The sequence below is a fragment of the Mesorhizobium sp. M2A.F.Ca.ET.046.03.2.1 genome (genome assembly GCF_003952425.1).
In the GTDB taxonomy this organism is placed as follows: domain Bacteria; phylum Pseudomonadota; class Alphaproteobacteria; order Rhizobiales; family Rhizobiaceae; genus Mesorhizobium.
This window is the reverse complement of record NZ_CP034449.1, coordinates 5,132,231-5,156,067: the sequence shown is the minus strand read 5'-3', so window position 1 is coordinate 5,156,067 and position 23,837 is coordinate 5,132,231. Positions and strand designations below refer to the sequence as shown.

At 63.8% G+C, this 23,837-nt stretch carries 25 protein-coding genes and 1 pseudogene; 18 read left to right on the top strand and 8 right to left on the bottom strand.

The genetic code is table 11. The annotated features are described in order from the left end of the window. Nucleotides 1-119 precede the first annotated feature (119 nt). The 6 genes and pseudogenes from uvrB (at nucleotide 120) to EJ072_RS24540 (ending at nucleotide 7,172) form a co-directional block, all read left to right on the top strand. Nucleotides 120-3,254 (top strand): excinuclease ABC subunit UvrB, encoded by a 3,135-nt coding sequence (gene uvrB, locus EJ072_RS24570; protein WP_126081682.1) that lies wholly within the window; start codon nucleotides 120-122, stop codon nucleotides 3,252-3,254. A gap of 508 nt (nucleotides 3,255-3,762) precedes the next feature. Further along, nucleotides 3,763-5,290 (top strand): annotated as a pseudogene (locus tag EJ072_RS24560) (ABC-F family ATP-binding cassette domain-containing protein). 102 nt (nucleotides 5,291-5,392) lie between these two features. Further along, nucleotides 5,393-5,782, top strand: coding sequence for a nuclear transport factor 2 family protein (locus tag EJ072_RS24555; RefSeq protein WP_126081681.1), 390 nt, complete (start codon nucleotides 5,393-5,395; stop codon nucleotides 5,780-5,782). A 93-nt stretch (nucleotides 5,783-5,875) separates the two neighbouring features. Further along, on the top strand, nucleotides 5,876-6,058 hold the full coding sequence (locus tag EJ072_RS24550; protein ID WP_042645761.1) for a hypothetical protein: 183 nt from the start codon (nucleotides 5,876-5,878) through the stop codon (nucleotides 6,056-6,058). A 147-nt stretch (nucleotides 6,059-6,205) separates the two neighbouring features. Further along, nucleotides 6,206-6,622 (top strand): glyoxalase/bleomycin resistance/extradiol dioxygenase family protein, encoded by a 417-nt coding sequence (locus EJ072_RS24545; RefSeq protein WP_126081680.1) that lies wholly within the window; start codon nucleotides 6,206-6,208, stop codon nucleotides 6,620-6,622. Nucleotides 6,623-6,818: 196 nt separating this feature from the next. Further along, entirely contained in the window at nucleotides 6,819-7,172 is a 354-nt protein-coding gene (locus EJ072_RS24540; RefSeq protein ID WP_126081679.1) for a DUF1428 family protein, read from the top strand. A gap of 269 nt (nucleotides 7,173-7,441) precedes the next feature. Here the strand turns inward: EJ072_RS24540 and EJ072_RS24535 are convergent, their stop codons facing one another. Further along, nucleotides 7,442-9,082 (bottom strand): tetratricopeptide repeat-containing sulfotransferase family protein, encoded by a 1,641-nt coding sequence (locus tag EJ072_RS24535; RefSeq protein WP_126081678.1) that lies wholly within the window; start codon nucleotides 9,080-9,082, stop codon nucleotides 7,442-7,444. 198 nt (nucleotides 9,083-9,280) lie between these two features. After that, nucleotides 9,281-9,670 (bottom strand): Kazal-type serine protease inhibitor domain-containing protein, encoded by a 390-nt coding sequence (locus EJ072_RS24530; protein WP_126081677.1) that lies wholly within the window; start codon nucleotides 9,668-9,670, stop codon nucleotides 9,281-9,283. Nucleotides 9,671-10,122: 452 nt separating this feature from the next. On the opposite strand from EJ072_RS24530, the gene EJ072_RS24525 reads away from it, so the two are divergent. The 3 genes from EJ072_RS24525 to EJ072_RS24515 all read left to right on the top strand — a co-directional run bounded on the left by EJ072_RS24525 (nucleotide 10,123) and on the right by EJ072_RS24515 (nucleotide 11,415). Continuing rightward, the gene (locus tag EJ072_RS24525; RefSeq protein WP_006202520.1) at nucleotides 10,123-10,335 is read left to right on the top strand and encodes a cold-shock protein; all 213 of its coding nucleotides are present in this window, start codon (nucleotides 10,123-10,125) and stop codon (nucleotides 10,333-10,335) included. Between the two features lie 237 nt (nucleotides 10,336-10,572). Beyond that, on the top strand, nucleotides 10,573-10,785 hold the full coding sequence (locus tag EJ072_RS24520) for a cold-shock protein (protein ID WP_006202521.1): 213 nt from the start codon (nucleotides 10,573-10,575) through the stop codon (nucleotides 10,783-10,785). A gap of 216 nt (nucleotides 10,786-11,001) precedes the next feature. Next, nucleotides 11,002-11,415 (top strand): BA14K family protein, encoded by a 414-nt coding sequence (locus EJ072_RS24515; RefSeq protein WP_126081676.1) that lies wholly within the window; start codon nucleotides 11,002-11,004, stop codon nucleotides 11,413-11,415. A gap of 78 nt (nucleotides 11,416-11,493) precedes the next feature. Here the strand turns inward: EJ072_RS24515 and EJ072_RS24510 are convergent, their stop codons facing one another. The 3 genes from EJ072_RS24510 to EJ072_RS24500 form a co-directional block, all read right to left on the bottom strand. After that, nucleotides 11,494-12,135 (bottom strand): MBL fold metallo-hydrolase, encoded by a 642-nt coding sequence (locus EJ072_RS24510; protein WP_126081675.1) that lies wholly within the window; start codon nucleotides 12,133-12,135, stop codon nucleotides 11,494-11,496. A 164-nt stretch (nucleotides 12,136-12,299) separates the two neighbouring features. Next, on the bottom strand, nucleotides 12,300-12,617 hold the full coding sequence (locus EJ072_RS24505) for a hypothetical protein (RefSeq protein WP_126081674.1): 318 nt from the start codon (nucleotides 12,615-12,617) through the stop codon (nucleotides 12,300-12,302). Nucleotides 12,618-12,763: 146 nt separating this feature from the next. Further along, nucleotides 12,764-13,657: a branched-chain amino acid aminotransferase gene (locus EJ072_RS24500; RefSeq protein WP_126081673.1), complete on the bottom strand. Its 894-nt coding sequence runs from the start codon at nucleotides 13,655-13,657 to the stop codon at nucleotides 12,764-12,766. A 273-nt stretch (nucleotides 13,658-13,930) separates the two neighbouring features. Between EJ072_RS24500 and EJ072_RS24495 the strand changes: the two genes are divergently transcribed. The 4 genes from EJ072_RS24495 to EJ072_RS24480 all read left to right on the top strand — a co-directional run bounded on the left by EJ072_RS24495 (nucleotide 13,931) and on the right by EJ072_RS24480 (nucleotide 17,921). Further along, the gene (locus tag EJ072_RS24495; protein ID WP_042647466.1) at nucleotides 13,931-14,458 is read left to right on the top strand and encodes a MarR family transcriptional regulator; all 528 of its coding nucleotides are present in this window, start codon (nucleotides 13,931-13,933) and stop codon (nucleotides 14,456-14,458) included. Beyond that, the gene (locus EJ072_RS24490; protein ID WP_126081672.1) at nucleotides 14,445-15,164 is read left to right on the top strand and encodes a response regulator transcription factor; all 720 of its coding nucleotides are present in this window, start codon (nucleotides 14,445-14,447) and stop codon (nucleotides 15,162-15,164) included. The genes EJ072_RS24495 and EJ072_RS24490 overlap by 14 nt, the downstream gene beginning before the upstream one ends. A 51-nt stretch (nucleotides 15,165-15,215) precedes the next feature. Next, nucleotides 15,216-16,631 (top strand): ATP-binding protein, encoded by a 1,416-nt coding sequence (locus EJ072_RS24485; RefSeq protein WP_126081671.1) that lies wholly within the window; start codon nucleotides 15,216-15,218, stop codon nucleotides 16,629-16,631. 225 nt (nucleotides 16,632-16,856) lie between these two features. Next, nucleotides 16,857-17,921: a glycosyltransferase family 1 protein gene (locus EJ072_RS24480; protein ID WP_245466977.1), complete on the top strand. Its 1,065-nt coding sequence runs from the start codon at nucleotides 16,857-16,859 to the stop codon at nucleotides 17,919-17,921. On the opposite strand, the gene EJ072_RS24475 is transcribed toward EJ072_RS24480, so the two are convergent. The 3 genes from EJ072_RS24475 to EJ072_RS24465 form a co-directional block, all read right to left on the bottom strand. Continuing rightward, complete coding sequence (locus EJ072_RS24475; RefSeq protein WP_126081670.1) at nucleotides 17,913-18,272, bottom strand: tRNA-binding protein; 360 nt, start codon at nucleotides 18,270-18,272, stop codon at nucleotides 17,913-17,915. The genes EJ072_RS24480 and EJ072_RS24475 overlap by 9 nt on opposite strands. Before the next feature lie 18 nt (nucleotides 18,273-18,290). Next, complete coding sequence (locus EJ072_RS24470) at nucleotides 18,291-18,791, bottom strand: YbjN domain-containing protein (RefSeq protein WP_040989643.1); 501 nt, start codon at nucleotides 18,789-18,791, stop codon at nucleotides 18,291-18,293. A gap of 313 nt (nucleotides 18,792-19,104) precedes the next feature. Continuing rightward, on the bottom strand, nucleotides 19,105-19,407 hold the full coding sequence (locus EJ072_RS24465; protein ID WP_112126796.1) for an accessory factor UbiK family protein: 303 nt from the start codon (nucleotides 19,405-19,407) through the stop codon (nucleotides 19,105-19,107). Between the two features lie 148 nt (nucleotides 19,408-19,555). Here EJ072_RS24465 and EJ072_RS24460 point away from each other — a divergent pair, with 148 nt between their 5' ends. The 5 genes from EJ072_RS24460 (at nucleotide 19,556) to EJ072_RS24440 (ending at nucleotide 23,818) form a co-directional block, all read left to right on the top strand. Continuing rightward, nucleotides 19,556-19,738, top strand: a complete 183-nt coding sequence (locus tag EJ072_RS24460; RefSeq protein WP_126081669.1) for a hypothetical protein — start codon at nucleotides 19,556-19,558, stop codon at nucleotides 19,736-19,738. A 102-nt stretch (nucleotides 19,739-19,840) separates the two neighbouring features. Beyond that, on the top strand, nucleotides 19,841-20,728 hold the full coding sequence (gene lgt, locus EJ072_RS24455; protein ID WP_126081668.1) for a prolipoprotein diacylglyceryl transferase: 888 nt from the start codon (nucleotides 19,841-19,843) through the stop codon (nucleotides 20,726-20,728). After that, on the top strand, nucleotides 20,725-21,792 hold the full coding sequence (locus EJ072_RS24450) for a class I SAM-dependent methyltransferase (RefSeq protein WP_126081667.1): 1,068 nt from the start codon (nucleotides 20,725-20,727) through the stop codon (nucleotides 21,790-21,792). The genes lgt and EJ072_RS24450 overlap by 4 nt, the downstream gene beginning before the upstream one ends. An 86-nt stretch (nucleotides 21,793-21,878) precedes the next feature. After that, nucleotides 21,879-22,667 (top strand): peptidoglycan editing factor PgeF, encoded by a 789-nt coding sequence (pgeF, locus tag EJ072_RS24445; RefSeq protein ID WP_126081666.1) that lies wholly within the window; start codon nucleotides 21,879-21,881, stop codon nucleotides 22,665-22,667. Then, nucleotides 22,667-23,818: a Xaa-Pro peptidase family protein gene (locus tag EJ072_RS24440; protein ID WP_126081665.1), complete on the top strand. Its 1,152-nt coding sequence runs from the start codon at nucleotides 22,667-22,669 to the stop codon at nucleotides 23,816-23,818. The genes pgeF and EJ072_RS24440 overlap by 1 nt, the downstream gene beginning before the upstream one ends. Nucleotides 23,819-23,837: the final 19 nt, after the last annotated feature.

Sequence of the window (23,837 nt, the reverse complement as noted above, 5' to 3'; positions counted from 1 at the left end):
CCTGCCCCATCGGATCATGACGCCTCTCCTGACAGCCTTCTGTCAGCAGCGTCCGCGCCTGACCGGCGCCGTTTCACTCGCCTCTTTCCATTTCGGCCGAGTCCACCCATATTCGGCCCATGGCCAGACATCCTGACAAGAAGACGCCTTCGCAAGACGGCGCGCCGAAGCGGCGCAGCCCGCTGACCGACTTCCTCGACGCCGCCGAGCCGCTGAAACCCGGCGGCTTCGCCGAGGCGCCGCAGGCCGACTTCACCGGCGCGCCGCTGACCGGCTCGATCTCCGATTGGGCCGGGCAGATCGAGCGCGAGGCGGAAAAGCAGCCGAAGGCGAAAGCCCCGAAGAAGATCCCCGAACGCTCCTCGGCGCCCGGGCGGACGGCGCGCGGCACCTCGATGGGCGGAGCGGCCTCGGCCAAGGAGCGCGCCGCCGCCGGCCTCAACCCGGTGGCCGGACTCGACATCAGCCTGGAGGATGCAGAGCAGGTTTCGTCCAGCGGGGTTACCGCGACCGTAGCCGCGCTGTCGGCGCTGATCGAATCCGGCAATCCGCTGCACAAGGACGGCCAGCTCTGGACGCCGCACCGTCCCGCCCGGCCGGAAAAGTCGGAAGGCGGCATCGCCATCAAGATGGTGTCGGATTTCGAGCCCGCCGGCGACCAGCCGACCGCGATCAAGGATCTCGTCGAAGGCGTCGACCGGAACGACCGCACCCAGGTGCTGCTCGGCGTCACCGGCTCGGGCAAGACCTTCACCATGGCCAAGGTGATCGAGGAGACGCAGCGTCCTGCCCTGATCCTGGCGCCCAACAAGACACTGGCCGCGCAGCTCTATGCCGAGTTCAAGAAGTTCTTCCCCGAGAACGCGGTCGAGTATTTCGTCTCCTACTACGACTATTACCAGCCGGAAGCGTATGTGCCCCGGACCGACACCTATATCGAGAAGGAATCTTCGATCAACGAGCAGATCGACCGAATGCGCCACTCGGCGACGCGCTCGCTGCTGGAGCGCGACGACGTCATCATCGTCGCTTCGGTGTCCTGCATCTACGGTATCGGCTCGGTCGAGACCTACACGGCGATGACCTTCCAGATGCAGGTCGGCAACCGGCTCGACCAGCGCTCGCTTCTCGCCGACCTCGTCGCCCAGCAATACAAGCGCCAAGACATCAACTTCGTGCGCGGCTCGTTCCGCGTGCGCGGCGACACGATCGAGATCTTTCCCGCCCACCTGGAAGACCGCGCCTGGCGCATCTCGATGTTCGGCGATGAGATCGAGTCCATCACGGAATTCGATCCGCTGACCGGGCAGAAGACCGGCGAGCTGAAGAGCGTCAAGATCTACGCCAACTCGCACTATGTGACGCCGCGCCCGACCTTGAATCAAGCCATCAAGTCGATCAAGGAAGAGCTCAAGTACCGCCTGCAAGAGCTTGAAAAGGCTGGGCGTCTCTTGGAGGCGCAGCGGCTGGAACAGCGCACGCGCTTCGACCTGGAGATGCTGGAGGCGACCGGCTCCTGCGCTGGTATCGAGAACTATTCGCGCTACCTCACCGGCCGCGCCCCGGGCGAGCCGCCGCCGACTTTGTTCGAATATGTGCCCGACAATGCGTTGATCTTCATCGATGAGAGCCATGTCACCGTGCCGCAGATCGGCGGCATGTATCGCGGCGACTTCCGCCGCAAGGCGACGCTGGCGGAGTACGGCTTCCGCCTGCCCTCCTGCATGGACAACCGGCCGCTGCGTTTCGAGGAATGGGACGCCATGCGTCCGCTGTCGGTGGCGGTTTCGGCGACGCCCGGCGGTTGGGAGCTCGAGCAGTCCGGCGGCGTCTTCGCCGAGCAGGTCATCCGCCCGACCGGGCTGATCGATCCGCCGGTCGAGGTGCGCCCGGCCAAGAGCCAGGTCGACGATGTCGTCGGCGAGATCCGCGAGACGACAAGGCTCGGCTACCGCACGCTGGTGACCGTGCTGACCAAGCGCATGGCCGAGGACCTCACCGAATATCTGCATGAGAACGGCATTCGCGTCCGCTACATGCATTCCGACATCGACACGCTGGAACGCATCGAGATCCTGCGCGATCTCCGCCTCGGCGCCTTTGACGTGCTGGTCGGCATCAACCTCCTGCGCGAAGGCCTCGACATTCCGGAGTGCGGCTTCGTCGCCATCCTCGATGCCGACAAGGAAGGTTTCCTGCGTTCGGAAACCTCGCTGATCCAGACCATCGGCCGCGCTGCCCGTAACGTCGACGGCAAAGTCATCCTCTATGCCGACCAGATCACCGGCTCGATGGAGCGGGCGATGGCGGAGACCAACCGCCGCCGCGAGAAGCAGATGGAGTGGAACGCCGCCAACGGCATCACGCCGGAATCCGTCAAGTCGCGCATCGCCGACATCCTCGACTCGGTCTACGAGAAGGACCACGTCCGCGCAGACATCTCGCAGTTCACCGACGACGCCGGCGCGATGATCGGCAACAATTTGAAGACCCATCTCGAGGCGCTGGACAAGCAGATGCGCGATGCCGCCGCCAATCTCGATTTCGAGAAGGCGGCGCGCGTCCGCGACGAGATCAAGCGACTGCGCGAGATGGAGCTCGCCATCTCCGACGATCCGCTGGCGCGCGAGGTGGAAAGCCAAAGTCCTGCCTCGGGCCGCGAGAAGGGCAAGCACAACAAGGGCGTCGCCAGGCATCGCACGGCCGAGGAGCAGGAGCGTTTCCGCAGGCTCGACGAAGCCCGCGCCGCCGAAGAGGCGGCAAAGGCTGCCCGACCCAATATGTTCCGCAAGCCGCATCTCGACGAGATGGGCGCCGACGGCGCCGTGCCGTTGAAGAAGCCGCTCTTCGCCAAGCCCTGGCTCGACGACATGGGCCCCGGCACGGATATGACGACGCCGGCCGGTGCCGTATCGCGCTCGCTGTTCAAGAAGCAGACGGCGCAGGAAGCGCACGGCTCCGACTTCGGCATTCCCGGCGACCGCACCAAGCCGTTGTTCCGCAAGAACTCACTCGACGAGATGACGGTGCGGCGGACGGAAAAGCCCGTCGAGGGAAAAGTGCCGGCGAAGCCAAAGCCGATCTCCCCCCTTGTGGGGGAGATGTCCGGCAGGACAGAAGGGGGCGCGAAGGAACGCGACGATCCCAGCAAACCCATCGTCCGCCAGCGTTCGGGCATCGGCTCCTACGAGGACCCGGCCGACGAGCGCCGCCAGAAGCGTCGCCCGGGCAAGACGGGACGGCCAGGGCATTGATTTCCGAAGGTCGGTTCAAGACACGTTGAGATGCTGGCGGGACAGCGCCCCTCTCTGTCCTGCCGGACATCTCCCCCACGAGGGGGGAGATTGGCGGCTGAAGCGCCGGCTTCCATCTTGCAACGCTGGCGATTGGCGAGGCGCCTATGACAGCTAATCTCCCCCCTTGTGGGGGAGATGGCCGGCAGGCCAGAGGGGGGCGCGAAGGAACGCGGCGACTCCGTTGCAGCTGTGAACTTCGCCGCCCCTTGCCATTCGCCCCCTCCCCGGTGTACCCAACCCCAACTCGAACTCTGGAAAGGAGGGCTGCGTGTCTATCGATCACCATCGTCAGCGTGGCCCGATTTGCGCCCTGCGAGCTTGCTTGCAGGGCTGACCGGACGGTCCGGGTTTTTCCCGTTTCGATTTTTGGTCTGCCCTTCGTGGTGCCGCTAAGCTGATCCGTTGATCAGCCGGCGCACCGTCAAAGTGCATCAGCCGGACTTTCCGGCAAGACCAGAGAAATCGAATGGCCCTGATCAGCCTCAAATCTGTCGGCGTCACCATGAGTGCGCCGCTCTTCTCCAACCTCGACCTCACCATCGGCGCCGGCGACCGGCTGGGCATCGTCGCAGCCAATGGCCGTGGGAAGTCCACCTTGCTCAAATGCCTGGCCGGTGAATTCGAACCCACCTCCGGCGACATCACCCGGTCACGCGGCCTGCGCGTCGGCCATGTCGAGCAATCCGTTCCCGGCGCATTGCTCAACCGCAGCTTCCATGACGTCGTCGCCGACGCCTTGCCGGTCGAGCAGCGCGACAGCGAGTTGTGGCGCGTCGACGTGGTTCTCGACTCGCTCGACGTGCCGGAAGACATGCGCGGCCGGCCGATGCGCGCGCTGAGCGGCGGCTGGCAGCGGCTGGCGCTGATCGCGCGTGTCTGGGTCACCGATCCCGACGTGCTTCTGCTCGACGAGCCGACCAATCATCTCGACCTCGCCAGGATCGGCCAGCTGGAGGACTGGCTGAATGCGCTGCCGCCCGACGTGCCTGTGATCGTCGCCAGCCATGACCGCGCTTTCCTCGACGCTGTCACCAACCGCACGCTGTTCCTGCGTCCCGAAGAGTCGCCGGTGTTCGCTCTGCCCTATTCACGCGCCAGGCATGCGCTCGACGAGCTCGACGCCTCGATGGCGCGCAAGTTCGAGCGCGACATGAAGATCGCCCAGCAGCTGCGCAAGCCAAGCCGCCAAGCTGAACAACATCGGCATCAATTCAGGCAGCGACCTTTTGACGGTGAAGACCAAGCAGTTGAAGGAGCGGGCAGAGAAGCTGGAGGATGCCGCCGTACAAGCGCATCGCGAGCGCTCGGCCGGCGCGATCAGGCTGGCGAACCGCGGCACCCACGCCAAGGTGCTGATCACGCTGGAGGACGCGGCGGTCGAAACGCCTGATGGCACACTGCTATTCAGGACCGGGAAGCGCCATATCTGCCAGGACGATCGCATCGTGCTGCTCGGCCGCAACGGCGTCGGCAAGACGCGCTTCATCGCCATGATCCGCAACGCCATTGCCGAACCCGGCTCGATTGCGAACATCAAGGTGACGCCGTCGACCGTGCTCGGCTACAGCGACCAGGCGCTGTCGGGCATCAATGGCGAAGACACGCCGCTGGCAATGGTCTCGCGCCGGTTCGAGATCGGCGAGCAGCGGGCGCGTTCGCTCCTTGCCGGCGCCGGCGTCGTCATCGAGATGCAGGACAAAAAGATCGGCGCCTTGTCGGGCGGGCAGCGGTCGAGACTGATGATGCTGGTATTGCGGCTGACCAACCCCAATTTCTATCTGCTCGACGAGCCGACCAACCATCTCGACATCGATGGCCAGGAAGCATTGGAGGACGAGTTGCTGAAGCATCAGGCAAGCTGTCTGCTTGCCTCGCACGACCGCTCCTTCATCCGCGCCGTCGGCAACCGCTTCTGGCTGATCGAGAAGCGGCGGCTGACCGAGGTCGACGACCCGGAAGCGTTCTTCCGCTCCGTCGCCGAAACGCCGAACTGAGAGACGATACACCCGCCGGGCCGTCGCCGCCGGCCCGGCAATACTTTTCCATCTGCTAAAAAAAGCGCATGCTGAATTGCTCAACCATGGAGGGGACGGGCCATGCGTGCAGTGGAAATCGTCAGCAATCTCTACAAAGCCTATGCGGACCGCGACATCGAGGGTGCCCTGGCGCGGTGCGCGGAGGATGTCGTGTTCCGCTGGATTGCCGATCCCCGGCAATCGCGTCATGCCGGCACCGCGCACGGCAAACAGGAATTCCTCTCCAGGCTCCTGGCGCTCGACGATGACTTCGAATACCGCCACTTCGTCCCGGTCGAGATTATCGACGGCGGCGACAAGGTTGCCGCGCAGGTCGAGATCCATATGACGCGCCGTACCACCGGCGAGGAGCTCATCATGCGCACCGCCAATTTCTGGACGGTCCGCGACGGCGAGATCATCGAGATGGTGGAGTATTACGACACCGCGCTGGCGGCATCGGTGTTCTGAAAAAGATTTGGAGCGATCTGTCGGATCGCCTGTTGCCGCCTCGTCCTTGGGATGCCGACACGATGATGCCGGCATCAACCAGGGAGAATTGTCATGTCGGTACTGTCGTCCATCGGCCGCCTCGCCAACCGGTATGCCGAGGCGCGTGCCCGTCACCGCAGCGAGCGCATCCTGCTGTCGCTGCCCGCAGAGCTGCGCAAGGACATCGGCTTTCCGGAGATTTTCGAAACGCGCGAAAGCCGCCGCGCCAGCACCTTCTCGGCGAAGGTCATATAAAATGATGCTTTCAATGCGATTGTCCCGCGGCCGCGCGCCTTCAAGGCAAGGCGCTTAAGAAGAATTTCTGGAGGCATGTAGGATCGCCGCCGCTTCGTCCGTCCTTGGGCCGCAAGCCACGTCAAACCCGTGAAGAGGAACACGAATATGAACGACCAGACCCCGCCCCGCGCCAAGGTCCTTGGCGGACTGACCCCCTACCTGCAGGTCGACGGCGCCATCAAGGCCGCCGAATTCTACAAGAAGGCTTTTGGCGCGGAGGAAGTGTTCGCCTATCCGCCGGACGACAAGGGCCGCACCATGCATATCCATCTCTACGTCAACGGCTCGACGCTGATGCTGGGCGACGCCTATCCGGAACACGGCCATCCGCACCAGGCGGCGCAGGGCTATACGCTGCAGCTCCATCTCGGCAGCGACGACATCGACGCCTGGTGGAAGCGGGCGGTCGATGCCGGCTGCGAGGTCGTCACCCCGCTGCAGGTGATGTTCTGGGGCGACCGCTGGGGCCAGGTGAAAGACCCCTTCGGCATCGCCTGGGCGATGAACGCGCCGGTGAAGTGAGCCGTCCACCTCTCCTCCTGTCTGTGGGAGAGGTCGGATTGCCCCGATTTGCCCTTCGCAAATCGGCTGGCAATCCGGGTGAGGGGTAGCTTGGCGCCAGGCTGAAGCACCCTTCATCCAAGTCGGCGTTGCGCGCCGATCCACCTTCTCCCGCAAAGGGAGGAGGGAAAGCCGGGCCCAACCAAGGAGTTTCACCATGTCCTATGTCGACGGTTTCGTGATTGCCGTGCCGAAGGCAAATCTCGACGACTACAAGAAGCTGGCCAACACCGCGGGCCCGATTTGGATGGAGCACGGCGCGCTCTCCTATGTCGAATGCATCGGTGACGACGTGCCCTATGGCGAGCTGACCTCGTTTCCGCGTGCCGTACAGGCGAAGGACGACGAGATCGTCATCTTCGCCTGGGTCGTCTACGAATCCAGACGGAGCCGCGACGCGGTCATGGCCAAGGTGATGGCCGATGAACGTCTCAAGATGGACTGGTCCGCCATGCCCTTCGATGGCAAGCGCATGATCTTCGGCGGCTTCCAGCCGTTCATCGAGCTTTGATCACAGCCTATCGGTCGTCATCCACGGGCGGAGCAGGAGCGGAGCTCCTGCGCAGACCCGAGGATCCATGCCGTGACTTGGAAGCGCCGCGGCGGTCCAGAATTCTGCACCGTTGCACGTTTCGATCGAGGTAACGGCATGGATTCCAGGGTCTGCGCGCGTCGCTTCGCTCCTTGCTCCGCCCTGGAATGACGAGGTCGCGAGGTAGCGGCTAATCGCGGACCCCTGCGATGACTCAGAGCAAGCGGCCTGCCGGTTCAATGCTTGCTCTATCCGTTCTGCAGCTTGTCCAGCAGCGGCTTCAGTCGATCCCCATACCGCTTCCACAGATCGACCGAGCCCTGATACATCGGCTGGCGCACCTGCGCGGCGGAAGCGGTGCGCACCGGCCGGTCCGTCTCGTGGAAGGACAGAACCTTGTCGTCCCAGGGCAGGCCGAGATGCGCCATCAGCGCCCGCGTCTGCCCTTCCTGGTCGGCGACGAAATCCTCATAGCGCACATCGTGCACGACGCCTGGCAGCACCTTGTGCCAATGCGCCATGATGTCGGTGTAGAGGTTATGGAAATCCGCGAGCTCGCCTAGGTCGTAGCCGTAACGATGGCTGTCGCCGCGGAAATGCACCTTGAAGATCGACAGGCACGTCGCCGCCGCGTCGCGCGCGCAATGGACGATCTTGGCCTTCGGCAGCATCATGTGCAGGAAGCCGACCAGCATGAAGTTCCCCGGCATCTTGTCGGTGACATGGCGGTAGCCCGGATAGCGGCTATGCAGCATGTCGAGATAGGCCTGACCCGCCTCGGCGAAGGCCTTGTCGGGCGTGTCGGCGATCCCGGCGGGGAATCCACCCGGCATGCTCATCGGAAACTGCTTTCCGACGGCCGTCTTCAAGATGTTCAACTCGCCGGCGCCATAGACCTGCGGATGGCTGGCGATGATCTGCTCGACCAGCGTGGTGCCGGAACGCGGCATGCCGACAACGAAGATCGGCGTGTCGGCTGAAATATCGCTTGTCCGGTGCTTCTCGAAGAAGGTCTTGTCGAAGGCCGCTTTCATCGCCTCGAATTCGCCGCGCGTGCGGACCGGATCGTAGTCGATGCCCTGGCGGCGGATGGCATTGCCCTCGGCGAAATAGTCGAAAGCGCGGCCATAGTCCTTGAGGTCGTCATTGACCTTGCCGAGACCGAAGGAAAGCTGCATGCGCGCCAGGCTGCCCTGTGGCGCCTTGGCATGCTCGGCCTCCATGCCGGCAAGCTCCTTGTCGCGTTCGGTCTGACGCTTGACCTGGGTCAAAAGCAGCCAGGCCTTGGCCATGCCCGGAACAACGGCCACCGCCTGTCGGGCAAGATCGGCGGCTTCGTCGAGCTTGCCCTTCTCCATCATGGCCACGCCCAGGCCGTAGAGCAGCTCGGCGTCCTTCGGCCGGATCGACAAGGACTCGCGGAACAGCTTGATCGCCTCATCCAGCCGCCCGGCCTCCTGCAGCGTTTCCGCAAGCCCGATGCGGGCGCGGACATGGAACGGGTTGCGGCCGATCGTGCCGCGAAAGATCTCCTCGGCGGCGTCGAACTGGCCGAGCTGCTTCAGCGACGAGCCGAGATTGTCGCGCGCGGCCAGTTGGTCCGGCTTGATATCCACCGCGCCGCGAAAGAAATCGACCGCGGCGGCGACCCGGCCGAGGTCGCGCATGACGGTGCCCATATTGTTGAGGAAGTCGGCATTCCTGGGCTGCAGCGTCACCGACTGCTCGATGAGCTCGAGCCCCTCCTCGCTGCGGCCGGTCTGGTGCAGCAGCAGTCCGAGGAATTGCAAGGCGGCGGCATGGTTCGGCTGCTGCCCCAGAACCTGCCGATAGAGCGCCTCGGCTTCCTGACGGCGCCCGGCCTGGTGCAGCTGCAGCGCCCGCTGCACATAGGGATCGAGCGGGCTGGCCGTTCCCGGCTTGCCGCCCGCATTCGCCGCTCTTCTTTGATCTCTGTTAATGGGAAACCTGCCGTGTTTGTTGGTCCGCCGGACCTAAGCCATGCGGGCAAGAGATTCAAGGCTAAGCAACACCACGCGCATTGCGGTGTCCATACCCGCCTGTTGAGCCGGACACCGCGTTGCTTTTCAGCACGGCCCGTCGCCGACGACGCGGTAATCCGCCGCGCGGGCCTCGCATGCGTTCGGGAAAGTGCGCACTTGCCCATGGCGCCTGGCGCAGACCGGGGCGTATTCGCGTGTGCAGAATGTCGGCTCGCCGCCACCACCGCCGTCGCGGCAAGGACCGTCGCGCAGGATGCGATACCCTTCCCGTTCGGCCAGGCAGGCATTGGCGAAGGTCTGGCGGTCGCCGCCGCGCCGGGCGCAGACCGGTTGGTATTGCATGGTGCAGAGCTGCGGATGCGGCCTGGGCGGGCGCGGCCGGGGCCCATCGTCGACGACCACCGTACAGGCCGCCAGCAGCGCGGACAGGATGAAAATGACAGCGGCCTGACGCGAGATCGCAAGAAACCGCATCTGTCCCTCCTTCATCCCGACCCGGTGATGCCAACTCGCGACATCCTCGCATTCCCCGCGGCAAACGCAACCACCGTTTGTGGCGCCCCCAGGCCCTTGGCCGACAGCCCCGCTCTGGCCCATGCTTGGCCCCTCTCTGGCCGATGACCCGTGCCGGCACGGGGTCTACTCGAAGCCCAGCGTTGGACGCGCCGCGGGCCGCCCGCGACCGTCGTCTTGCAACCATCACGTTTCCGTGTAATAAATTTCCCCGTTCGGGCATTTGCGACCCGGAGAGCGGAACGTTTTGGACGACCTTTCCCCGATAAGTGTGAATCTCTGACAACCCCGTTTTTCGGCGGGGGGTTTGACCATGCGCGAATGCATGACCGCCGAAGCAACCACAGGGATTTGCCCAAGGCGCGAGGCAGCGGGCAAACCACAAGACTGACACGGGTGAAGGAGTTTCCCCAATGGCCCAGACCGGTACCGTAAAGTTCTTCAACGCCACCAAAGGCTTCGGCTTCATCACGCCGGATGGCGGCGCCAAGGACGTGTTCGTCCATATTTCCGCGATCGAGGCATCCGGCCTGCGCACGCTGGTCGACGGCCAGAAGGTCACCTTCGACGTCGAGCCGGACCGCATGGGCAAAGGCCCGAAGGCGGTCAACCTGCGCGCCGCCTGATCGGCGCAATCGCCTGTCCTTTGCGGATGCAATGATGCGGCAGGATCCTGAACGGGCTTTTGGACAGGCTCGAAATTGCGAAGGCGCGACGGAACCGTCGCGCCTTTTTCGCGCGCAAATGCTTGGATCGGCAGGCGAAAACTTTCTCTTGCCGATGACGCTAAAATAAAGGACAAATTTCCTCTCGGGCAATTTGCCGGCCCGAGACTTGACTTGATGGGATCAAAGGAGTTTCCCATGCCGCAGACCGGCACCGTCAAATTCTTCAACCATGCCAAGGGCTTCGGCTTCATCACGCCCGACGATGGCGCAAAGGATGTCTTCGTCCACATCTCGGCCGTGCAGGCGTCGGGCCTTCCCGGTCTTGAGGATGGGCAGAAAGTGACATTCGACACCGAGCCGGACAAGCGCGGTAAGGGTCCGAAGGCCGTCAATCTGTCGATCGGCTGAGCCGGCTCACGACGGATCCGACGGAGGCTATGTCAGGCGGGGCGCTCCCGCCCGGTATCGGGCTGTGCCCAAGCCTCGAAAAACCGCTAGGCCACGAAAAATCGTTTACGCCGATTTCCGTTCAGCCTCCGTTCAGCCACGGTCTTCTATTAACCTTTTCTAAAGCCGGTCCGTATCCCCAAAAAAATGCGCGGGCCGGCGCGAAGGAGACCGAAGATGAACCGTTTTCTCAAGACCGCCATCCTGAGCGTTGGCATTGCCGCGACCACCCTGGCCACCTTCTCGGCGGCCAATGCTGACGACTGGCGCTGGCACCATCATCGCCATCATAACGGCGACGCTCTTGCCGCTGGCGTTGTCGGCCTCGCGGCCGGCGCCCTGATCGGCAGCGTGCTCAGCAACCCCGGACCACGCTATTACGAACCGGCCTATGGTGACGACTACTATGTCGATCGGACGGTGCGCCGCTACTACGTGCAGCAGCCGCGTGTCGTCTATGCCGACCGCTATGCCGAGCCGTGGACCCGCGGCTGGTATGAGTATTGCTCGGACCGCTACCGCACCTTCAACTCGCGTACCGGCACGTTCACCGGCAATGATGGCGAGCAGCATTTCTGCGTCGCCAACTAGGCGGAGCTTTTGAGCACCGCCTGGGTTCCCTGCCCAGAAAAGCGCCGCCTCCAGCGGCGCTTTTTCTTTGCATGCGGGTCAGGTGAGAAAGGGATTGGTCCGCCGTTCGTCGCCGAAACGGCTGCCCGGTCCATGGCCGCAGATGAAGCCGATATCGTCGCCAAGCGGCAGAAGCTTGTCCTTGATCGAGGCGATCAGCGCGGCCTGGTCGCCGCCAGGCAGATCGGTGCGGCCGATCGAGCCGCGGAACAGCACGTCACCGACATGCGCGAACTTGGCCGCGCGGTTGTAGTAGACGACATGGCCCGGCGCGTGCCCCGGGCAATGCAGCACTTCGAACACGTGATCGCCGAAGGACACCGTCTCGCCTTCGGTGAGGAAGCGGTCCGGCACGCAGTTACGCACCGGATCGGTCAGGCCGAAGCGCTTGGCCTGGTTCTCGAGATTGGCAAGCAGCGGCTTGTCGGCTTCGTGCGGGCCGATAATGTCGATGCCCAGCGCATCCTTCAACTCCATCGCGCCGCCGGCATGGTCGATATGGCCATGCGTGATCCAGATCGCGCCGGCCTTGATGGCATTGTCCTTCAGCACCTTGAGCACCTGGTCAATATCGCCGCCGGGATCGACGACGACGCCGTTCTTGTCGTCCATGTCGAACAGGATGGTGCAGTTCTGCTGGAACGGCGTGACCGGCACGATGCCGGCATTGAGCTGACCCATGGCTTTCCTTTCTCGAGCAATTCCAGGAAAAGTCCGAACCGCTCCGGTTGTCGCCCTGATGTAGACAGGCCGGCAAACGCCGTCCACTGCCGGCCGGCATAAATATCCCGGCAACGAAAATGGGCGGCCGAAGCCGCCCATTTGGAAGCCTGAAGCGGCAGGCCTTACTTCTTCATCGCACCCATGACCGCGCCGATGATGGCGGTCAGGATCGCGCCGCCGCCGGCGCCGCCGACGATGTTCTGCACGTTGAGCGCGCTGCCAAGTCCGCCTGCCGCTGCCGCGGCCGCCGCCGGATCGACCGTGCCGCCGCCGAGAAGGCTGCCGAGAATGGCCGCGCCGCCGACGCCGCCGATGGCACCGCCGAGGATTTTGGGAAGCTGACCCAACGCCGCCTGCTTGAGCGCCGCGCCGACCGCTTGGCCACCGATGATACCCGTAATCACCTGTATAACGATCGCAACGAGCGTGTTCGTATCCATGTAACTAGTCCCTCCATAGCCGCCTGCCTCCAAGGGCCGACACCATCATGAGACGCCGAACCGTCCGAAAGTCAAATGCATGAAAGCTTAAATAAAAAGGGCGGCCCGAAAACCGCCCCTATTGCACAAAAAAACTGTGACTTTCGCTATTCTGCGGCGATCGCGTGCTTTGGTTGCACCGCAGCAGAATAGTCGTTCATCAAGGTCTTGGCGATCTCGCCAACCTCGAATCGGTATGGACCGATCTCCGAAACCGGTGTTACCTCGGCCGCGGTACCGGTCAGGAAGCATTGCTCGAAACCTTCGAGTTCTTCCGGCATGATGGCGCGCTCGATCACTTCGAAACCACGGTCCTTGGCCAGGCCGATCACCGTGCGGCGGGTGATGCCGTCGAGGAAGCAGTCCGGCGTCGGCGTATGGATCTTGCCGTCCTTGACGAAGAAGATATTGGCGCCGGTGGCTTCCGCCACCTGGCCGCGCCAGTCGAGCATCATGGCGTCGGCATAGCCCTTGGCCTCGGCAGCATGTTTGGACAGCGTGCAGATCATGTAGAGGCCGGCGGCCTTGGACTTGGACGGCGCGGTGCGCGGGTCGGGCCGTCGCCATTCGGCGACATCGAGGCGGATGCCCTTGAGCTTCTGCGCGGGATCGAAATAGCTCGGCCATTGCCAGATGGCGATGGCGCAATTGATGCGGTTGTTCTGCGCCGAGACGCCCATCTGCTCGCTGCCGCGCCAGGCGATCGGGCGCACATAGGCGTCCTGAAAACCCTGCTTCTTCAAAAGCGTCCGGCAGGCCTCGTCGATCTCGGCGACCGGATAGGGAATCTTGAAGCCCAAGAGGCGTGCCGATTCATGCAGACGCTCATTGTGCTCGGTCAGCTTGAAGATCTGGCCGCCGTAGGCGCGCTCGCCCTCGAAGATGGCGCTGGCATAGTGCAGGCCATGGGTCAGCACATGGATCTTGGCGTCGGCCCATTTGACGAACTCGCCGTTCATCCAGATGAAGCCGTCCAGTTGATCGAAGGGAACGGATGCCATGGAAACCTCCCGCGGGCGGGTGCCCGCAAATCGTTATGTTTTTTATAGCCTTCGTGCCGGCCCCATCACAGGATCCGAACAGGATCCGAAACGCTGGCCAGTGCTTGGAAGCGTAGGCGGATATTCAATTCGTGGCAAACTCAGGAAGTTCCGGAAAAACGGCTTCCGCTTGCCTTTTCGTTCGCAATCCGCCGAAAAGCTTGTCAAAAATTATCATTGCCGGGGAATTACGTCAATAGTACTGACATAATTCCCGCCTCGCATGGAGAAATGATGACGAGCCCCGCAGCCGGAAAACCGATCAGGACGGCGATCGCCGATGAGGACGGCATCGACTTCGCCATCATCGAACTGTTCTTTTTCGCCTATCGCGATTTCACCTCCGACCCGGACCAGATCCTCGCGGACTATGGCTTCGGCCGCGCCCATCACCGTGTGCTGCACTTCGTCAACCGCAGGCCGGGCCTCACCGTCGCCGAGCTGCTCGATGTGCTGAAGATCACCAAGCAGAGCCTTGCGCGGGTTTTGAAGCAGCTGATCGACACCGATCATATCGTCCAGGTGCAGGGCCCGCGCGACCGCCGGCAGCGCGAGCTCTACCCGACCGCCAAGGGCCGCGCGCTGGCCTTGGCGCTGGCGCGGCCACAGTCGCGCCGCATCCGTGCGGCATTGGAGGATTCCGGAGCCACCGAACGCGCCACGATCGAGCGATTCCTGGAAGCGATGGTCAATCCGGAACTAAGAGCGCAGATCGACATTGTGCCTGCGCAAACATCGGGGAAGAACCATGGAGACCATTGAGAAGGTCGATCATCCGGCCGCGCCCGACGATGACGCGCCGCATCTTCTGGTCGTTGACGACGACACGCGTATCCGCAACCTGCTTAAGCAGTATCTGTCCGAGAATGGCTTTCGCGTCACTGTCGCCGGCAATTCCGGCGAAGCCAGGCGCAAGCTCGCCGGCCTCGACTTCGACCTTCTGGTGCTCGATGTCATGATGCCGGGCGAAACCGGCGTCGATCTCACCAAGGCGCTGCGGGCCGAGAAGAACGTACCGATCCTGATGCTGACGGCGCTGTCCGAGACCGACAGCCGCATCAGCGGGCTGGAAGCCGGCGCCGATGATTACCTGCCGAAACCGTTCGATCCGCGCGAGCTGATCCTGCGCATCAATAACATCCTGCGCCGTGGCGGCCCGGCCGCAACGCCGAAGGTGGAACAGCTGGTGTTCGGGCCCTACACGTTCCAGATCGCCAAGCGCGAATTGAAGCGCGGCGGCGAGGCGCTTAAGCTGACCGACCGCGAGCAGGAGATCCTCGCGATCTTCGCCGCGCGGGCGGGCGAGACCATACCGCGCCATGAGCTGGTGGGCGATGAATCGGATGTCGGCGAGCGCACCATCGACGTGCAGATCAACCGGCTGCGCCGCAAGATCGAGCGCGATCCGTCCAATCCGGTGTGGCTGCAGACGGTGCGCGGTATTGGGTATCGGCTCAGCGTCGAATAGACTACCGTCGAAGGCCCTTTGCTGAACAGGCCATCGACGAGCGGAAGGCGAATGGCGACCACGCAACTGGAACAGCCGAAAGGGAGCGGCCCCGGCGACCTCGCGCTGCGGACGCTGAGGGCGATGCCGCGCGCCTGGAACCGGTTCTGGCGCTTGATCGCGCTCTACATGCCGAAGCGGCTCTACGCCCGCTCGCTGATCATCGTCATCGCGCCGATGATCCTGCTGCAGTCGGTGATCGCCTTCGTCTTCATGGAACGCCACTGGCAGACGGTCACCCAGCGCCTGTCGCAGGCGACGATCTCGGACATTGCTGCCGTCATCGACATGATGGAGACCTATCCGCACGACGCTGACTACGCCAACATCATCCGCATCGCCCAGGACCGCATGCAGTTGAAAGTGGATCTGCTGCCGCCAGATCCGTTGCCGCCGCCCGGCCCGAAGCCGTTCTTCTCGATCCTCGACGAGGCGCTGTCGTCGGAGATCACGAGACAGATCAACCGTCCGTTCTGGATCGACACGGTCGGCAACTCGAACGTCGTCGAGGTCCGCGTCCAGCTCGAAGGCAAAGTGCTGCGCGTCTTCGTGCGGCGCAGCCAGGCTTATGCCTCGAATACGCATATCTTCCTGATCTGGATGGTCGGCACCTCGCTGGTTCTGCTGATGATCGCCATTCCCTTCCTGCGCAATCAGATCAGGCCGATCCTGACGCTCGCCGAGGCCGCCGAGAGTTTCGGCAAGGGCCGGCCGATGCCGCGCGATTTCCGCCCGCGCGGCGCCGAGGAGGTTCGCCGCGCCGGCTTCGCCTTCATCCAGATGCGTGAGCGTATCGAGCGCCAGATCGAGCAGCGCACCGCCATGCTGACCGGCGTCAGCCACGACCTCAGGACCATCCTCACCCGCTTCAAGCTGCAGCTGGCCCTGGCCGGCGGCAAAGCGGAGACCAAGGCCGCGCTGAACCAGGACATCGACGACATGCAGTCGATGCTGGAAGGCTATCTCGCCTTTGCCCGTGGCGAGTCCGCGGAGGACACCGGACGCTTCGACCTCAACGCCTATTTCCAGAAGCTCGGCGAGGAAGCGCAATTGCGTCGCTGCAAGCTCACGACGACGCTGGCCGGCGATCCGGCCGTGCATGTGCGGCCGAACGCCTTTGCCCGTTTGCTTTCGAACGTCATCGGCAATGCGTTCCGCTATGCCAAGGCCGTCGAGGTCCACGCCAACCACAGCCATGGCTCGCTCACCGTCACCATCGACGACAATGGGCCGGGCATCGCGCCCGACAAGCGTGAAGAGGTGTTCAAGCCATTCCTGCGACTGGACGAGGCGCGCAACCTGGACGCCAGCGGCACCGGACTTGGCCTGTCGATCGCCCGCGACATCGCCCGCAGCCACGGCGGCGACATCAGCCTCGAGGACAGTCCGCTCGGCGGCCTGCGCGCCGTCATCAAGGTGCCTGCGTAAGCAGAGCCAAGACAGGCTTCATCCGCCCGTCATGAAATCATGGTGAAGAGCGCGCATGAAGCGCGCGACCCTTGTTGATTCGGCTCTGCCGCCCCGCTTCGATCCCGCCCCTGCCCGGGTGCGCTGGAGCGAGGCGCGAGCTGCCGCGTGGCTGCCGTTGCGGCACCGCGCCGGCGCGTCCGGGAGTTATCGCGGCGATGGACCGTCATACGTAGCGGGATCTCCATGCGCATCCTGATGGTCACCGACGCTTGGCAGCCGCAGGTCAATGGCGTGGTGCACACGCTCGAACGCCTCACCGAGGCGCTGAAGCCCTTCGACGTCGAGCTCGATTTCCTGACGCCGAACCTCTTTCGCACCTTGCCGATGCCGACCTATCCCGACATCCGGCTCGCGCTGACGACGCCGGGCCATGTGGCGCGCCGGATCGATGCCGCCAAGGCCGACCACATCCACATCGTCACCGAGGGTCCGCTCGGCATCATGGCGCGCCGCTACTGCCGCAAGGCCAGCCGCCCCTTCACCACCAGCTACCACACGCGCTTTCCCGAATATCTCAGCGCCCGCCTGCCGGTGCCGGAAAGCTGGGCCTACAACTGGCTGCGTGACTTCCACAATTCCGGACAGGGCACGCTTGTCGCCACGCAATCGCTGGCGGACGATCTCGCGGCGCGTGGCTTCAACAAGCTGAGGCCCTGGACGCGCGGCGTCGACACCGACCATTTCCGGCCCGACAAGCGCAAGGAAACCGGATTTCCGCGCCCGGTCTTCCTGTGCGTCGGCCGCGTCGCGATCGAAAAGAACCTGACCGCCTTCCTCGATCTCGACCTGCCCGGCAGCAAGGTGATCGTCGGCGAAGGACCGGAACTGGCAAAACTCAAGGCGCGCTATCCCAACGCGCATTTCCTCGGCCATCGCCCGAACGACGAGCTGGCCGAGATCTACGCCTCGGCCGATGTGTTCGTGTTTCCGAGCCGCACCGACACCTTCGGCAACGTCATCATCGAAGCGCTGGCCAGCGGAACGCCGGTGGCCGCCTATCCGGTGACCGGACCGATCGACATTGTCGGCGACGGTGTCGGCGGAGCCGTGTCGAACGACCTGGGCGAGGCGGCGATGAAGGCGCTCAACGTCGATCGCGCCGAAGCGCGTCAGCGCGCCATGCGCTACAGCTGGACGGCCTGCGCCGAGATGTTCCTCGACGCGGTCGACGAAGCGCTGGGGATGCCAAGTAAGCGCGCCGATCAGGACAGGGTGGCTCCGGGTCGCCCTAGGCTCGTCCTAGAATAGGCGCCCGCCGTCCGGCACCCTACGCTCGATGGCGCCGAGCACCACCGCGCCCTCTTCATCGGGAAAGCCGAGCGTCAGGACCTCCGACATGAAGGGACCGATCTGGCGCGGCGGGAAATTGACCACCGCGAAGACCTGCCGGCCGACCAACGTTTCCGGCGCGTAGTATTTGGTGATCTGCGCTGACGACTTCTTCACACCGATCGCCGGGCCGAAATCGATCTTCAGCTTGATTGCCGGTTTGCGCGCTTCCGGAAACGGCTCGGCCTCGACGATCGTGCCGGCACGGATATCGACACGGTCGAAATCGGCAAAGCTGATCTCGGGCTTGCGCTCGCTGCTGGAACTCATCGGCGATATCGGTTTGGTTCAGGCGTTTCCGTGGGTCTCGAAGAGCACGCTGGAGAGCGCGTCCTTGGCCGATGTACCCGACCAGACGACGAACTGGAAGGCCTGGAAATAGCATTCGCAGGCCTCGAGCGCCGACGATAGAAGCACCTCGACCTGTTGGCTCGACGGCTCGACCCCGCCGGCAAGCAACAGCGATTGGCGGAACATGATCGCGCCTTCCTGCTCCCACAGGTCGAAATGCCCGAACAGCATCTGCTCGTTGATCAGCGACAACAGTCGCATCACTTCCAGCGCGCGCGTCTCCGGCACCTTGATGTCGAAAGCGCAGGCCAGATGCAGCGCCTCGAAATCCTCCATCCAGGAAAAGGAGACGTGATAGTCGGTCCAGCTGCCGGCCACCGAAATCGAAATCTCGTCGTCGCCGGCGCGCTCGAAGGACCAGTCATTGTTGTGGGCCACCTGCTCGATGACGTCCACCGGGTGGATTTCGCGGGAGAATTCGAGTTCGAGGAGTTCCATGAATGCTTCCTGTGTTCAGGGGAGCGCCACACGCTCCGCGGGGCACACACAACGAACAATCTTGTCTAGAACTCGGACGGTCAGGACTTTCCAACGCAAAGACCCAACCGGACCCCACCGCCCGGCGCATGACCCTGCTTCGAATCATGCAACAAATTCAGTCTATTGATCGGGAGTCGCGTGAACAGCCCAATTTTTCGCGCCGCGTCATCCGCATGTGGAAAGGTGGCTGTCACAAAGATTCATGCAATGCCGGTAAGCGATTCACGGCAAAGCGATTTTTCGGATCGCGCTATGTGGAAAAGTTTAACGATTATTTTTTTGCGCGGGGCTTCGCGGCACCCGCAGGTGCGGCCTGTCCGGTCAATTCGGCGAGCTTGGCCTCGAGCGCCTCGACGCGCGTCGCCAGTTGGATGTTGTCTTCCCGCGCCTTGACCGCCATCTCGCGCACCGCCTCGAATTCTTCGCGCTGCACCACATCCATGGAATTCAGCATGCGCTCGGCCTGCGCCCGGAACGCCGTCTCCACCTCGCGACGAACGCCCTGCGCGGCACCCGCGGCGTCGGTCATGATCTTTGCGAATTCGTCGAGAATGCGGTTCGGTCCGGTCGCCATGGCAGATCCTCGCTTTGTCGTTTTGACGTAGTGGCGCGCGGCGCGGAATGCAAGCGCATTGCGGCGTGCTCACGTGGTTACGATTTGATCTCACCGTGTCCGTCGTTGTCGTTATTATCTGATAGGATGTTTCGAACGGGAGCGTGGGATGCCCAACACTGGGGGTTCGGAAAAGCGCATTGCCGCACTAGACGCAGCGCTCGCCAAGGGCATCAGCGACGTCGAAGCAAAGCGGACAATGCATGCCGAAGAGGTGTTTGACCGCTTGGAAGCCAAATACAGGGAATTGGCCCAAGGCCAAAAGCCAAAGCCGCCACGTAACGGCGATTAGCTGCGTCCCAAATTCAGATTTGCCGCGCTGCCGTTGCCTTGACCCCGCCAAAACCCTGCCGCATGGTCCGCGCCCGAACATGACCGCGCCCTGGAGACCCTGTTGAGCGAATATTTCCTGCTGCCGCTGGCCTCCCTGCCCTTCCCCAACATCGATCCGGTCATCGTCAATATCGGGCCGCTGGCTGTGCACTGGTACGGCGTCGGCTACATCGTCGGCATCCTCTTTGCCTGGTGGTATGCCAAGCGGCTGGTCACCAACGCACGCCTCTGGCCCGACGGCCACCTGCCGATGAAGCCCGAGGACCTAGACGACTTCATCGTCTGGGCGGCGATCGGCGTCGTGCTCGGCGGGCGCACCGGCTACGTGCTGTTCTACGACTTGAAGCGCTACATTGCGCACCCGCTCGACATTTTCGCCGTCTGGCAGGGCGGCATGTCATTCCATGGCGGCCTGCTCGGTGTCATCCTCGCCATGACGCTTTTTTCGCTCAAGCGTGGCATCTACACCTGGACATTGTTCGACGTGGTGTCAGCCGGCGTGCCGGTCGGCCTTGGGCTGGTGCGCGTCTGCAACTTCATCAATGCCGAGCTTTGGGGCAGGCCAACCGACATGCCCTGGGGCGTCGTCTTCTGCAACGATCGCCTCCAGCAGGCGCTGGGGCAATGTCCCGCCGGCCTCGACCCTCGCCATCCGAGCCAGCTTTACGAGGCGCTGCTCGAAGGCCTGGTGCTGTTCCTGGTGCTGCGCTTCCTCACTCATTCGCGGCTCAAACTGAAGACGCCTCGCTTCGTCGGCGGCGCCTTCATCTGCGGCTACGGCCTGTCGCGCATCTTCATCGAGTTCTTCCGCGAGCCCGACCACCAGCTCGGGTATTTGCTCTATACCAACTGGCTGACCATGGGCATGATCCTGTCCACGCCGATGGTGCTCGCCGGCATCTGGGCCATGGCCACGGCAAAGCCGACGCCACAGCCGCAGGCGGCATGAGCACACTGAAGCAGCGCATCATTGGCCTGATCGGCGCGGCGGGGCCGATCCCGGTCAGTGAATATATGGCGCTCTGCCTGTTCGATCCCGAGGAGGGTTATTACACGACGCGCGAGCCCTTCGGCGCCGCCGGCGACTTCATCACCGCGCCCGAGATCAGCCAGATGTTCGGCGAGCTCGTCGCCGTCTGGCTCTATCAGGCCTGGCAGGGCGCCGGCCGGCCCCTGCCCCCGACCTTCGCCGAGATCGGTCCCGGCCGCGGCACGCTGATGAAGGACATGCTGCGCACCTGGTCACGGCTCGACCCGGCGCTGGTGGCCGGCGCCTCCTTTGCCATGGTCGAGACCAGCACGCGCCTGGCCGAGATACAGAAGCAGACGCTTGCGGGGCAGAACGTTGCGCTTGGCTGGCACCAGAGCCTCGACACGCTGCCGCCGCAGCCGCTCTTCATCGTCGGCAACGAATTGTTCGACGCGGTGCCGATCCGGCAGTTCGTCTATGTCGGCGCGGGCTGGCGCGAGCGCGTGGTCGGCCTCGACGGCGCCGATGAGCTGCACTTCTTCGCCGGCGCGGGATCCGTCGACCCGGCGCTGCTGCCCCCTGGCGCCGCCGATGCGCCGCAAGGCGCCATCGTCGAAGTGGCGCCTGCCCGTTCGGCGCTGATGGCGCAGATCGCCGAACGCATAGCCGGCCAGGGCGGCGCCGGCCTCTTCATCGACTACGGCCATCTGCAGCCGGGGATCGGCGACACATTCCAGGCGCTGCGCCGGCACGAGCGCGAGGACGTTCTGGCCAATCCAGGCGAAGCCGACCTCACCGCCCATGTCGATTTCGCCGCTCTCGCCGACATCGCGCGGGCGCACGGTCACGATGTTCAATTGTCGACCCAGGGCGAATTCCTGCTCGGCATGGGCCTGCTCGAACGTGCCGGAACGCTCGGCGCCGATGCCGATGCCGAAACACGTCAGGTCATATCGGACGCGGTCGAACGCCTGGCCGGCCCCGACGCCATGGGCGAGTTGTTCAAGGTGATGAAGGTCCTGCCGAAGGCGAAAGGCGGCTGAGATCGGCGCGCGGCCTCGGTGGCTGGCCCGCTCGTCTCCGAACTTCGCCTTGACGAACCCGCCTTGCACGGACGACAAACCCAACCATGCTGAATCAGACCAGACCCGATCCAGTACGCTCGCCGCTGCTTGAAAAGGCGCAAGGCATGCGCCACGGCTACTTCACCCGCATCGGCGGCGTCTCCGACGGCATCTATCGGGGCCTCAACATCGGCACGGGCTCCAGCGACGACCAGACATTGGTCGCCGAGAACCGGCGGCGCGTCGCCGATTGGATGGGTGTGCCCGCGGACCATCTGCTGACCGCGCACCAGATCCACTCGCCGGATGTCGTTGTCGCCAGGGAACCCTTCGCCGCCCCTCGCCCGAAAGCCGACGCCATCGTCACCGATCGTCCGGGCATCGCCATCGGCGCATCGACCGCCGATTGCGGGCCGGTGTTGTTTGCCGATGACGAGGCGCGCGTCATCGGCGCCGCCCATGCCGGCTGGAAGGGCGCCTTCACCGGCGTGCTCGAGAACACCGTCGCGGCGATGGAGGGCCTCGGCGCCCGCCGCGACCGCATCGTCGCCGTGCTTGGCCCCTCGATCGGGCCCGACAATTACGAGGTCGGGCCGGAATTTGTCGCCCGCTTCGTCGAGGCCGACGCCGGCAATGAACGCTATTTCAGCCCATCCAGGACTGTCGGCCACTCGATGTTCGACCTCAACCAATATACGGTCGACCGGCTGCGCAAGGCCGGCGTGACCGCCGAGGGGCTTGGCCGCTGCACCTACGCGGAAGAAGACCTTTTCTATTCCTACCGGCGCACCACACACCGCAAGGAAGCGGATTACGGGCGCCAGGTTTCGGCAATCGTTCTGGAGAAAGAGTAATGGCGCTGCATTTCGAACGTTCGGAATTCGACGCGCGGCGTGACCGGCTGCTGATCGAGATGGCCGAAAAGAAGCTCGACGCCGTGCTCCTGTTCGCGCAGGAGAGCATGTACTGGCTGACCGGCTACGACACGTTCGGCTTCTGCTTCTTCCAGTGCCTGGTGGTGAAGGCCGACGGCTCGATGGTGCTGCTCACCCGCTCGGCTGATCTGAGGCAAGCGCGCCATACCTCGACCATCGAGAACATCGTGCTGTGGACCGATCGTCAGGGCGCCAACCCGGCAATCGACCTGCGCAACCTGCTCAACGACCTCGATCTGCTCGGCGCCCGCATCGGCGTCGAATACGACACCCATGGCCTGACCGCCTATAACGGCCGCCGCCTAGACGAGCAGTTGCAGACCTTCGGCCAGATCGCCGATGCCTCCGGCATCGTCGGCCGGCTGCGCCTGTTCAAGAGCCCGGCCGAGATCGCCAAGGCGGAAAAGGCCGCCAATCTTTCCGACGACGCGCTCGATGCCGCCCTGCCGCTGATCAAGCAGGGTGGTGACGAAGGGCTGATCCTCGCCGCCATGCAGGGCGCTGTCTTTGCCGGCGGCGGCGACTATCCGGCCAACGAATACATCATCGGCTCAGGCGCCGATGCCCTGCTCTGCCGCTACAAGGCCGGCCGCCGCAAGCTTACCAAGAACGACCAGCTGACGCTTGAATGGGCCGGCGTGTTCCACCACTATCATGCCCCAATGATGCGCACCATTTTGACGGGCAAGGTGTCGAAGCGCCATCAGGAATTGTTCGACGCTTCCCGAGCCGCGCTGCTCGCGGTCGAAAAGGCGCTGACGCCGGGCAACACCTTCGGCGATGTCTTCGACGCGCATGCCCGCACGCTCGAAGCGCACAATCTGACCAAGCACCGGCTGAACGCCTGCGGCTACTCGGTCGGCGCCCGCTTCACGCCATCCTGGATGGACATGCCGATGTTCTACCAAGGCAATCCGGAGCCGATCGCGCCCAATATGACGCTATTCGCGCATATGATCATCATGGACTCCGAGACCGAGACGGCCATGACGCTCGGCCGCACCTACCTCACCACGGAATCGGCGCCGAAGCCGCTGTCGCGCCATGATCTCGACTTGATCGTGCAGTGAATCCATAATGGTTGGTTCA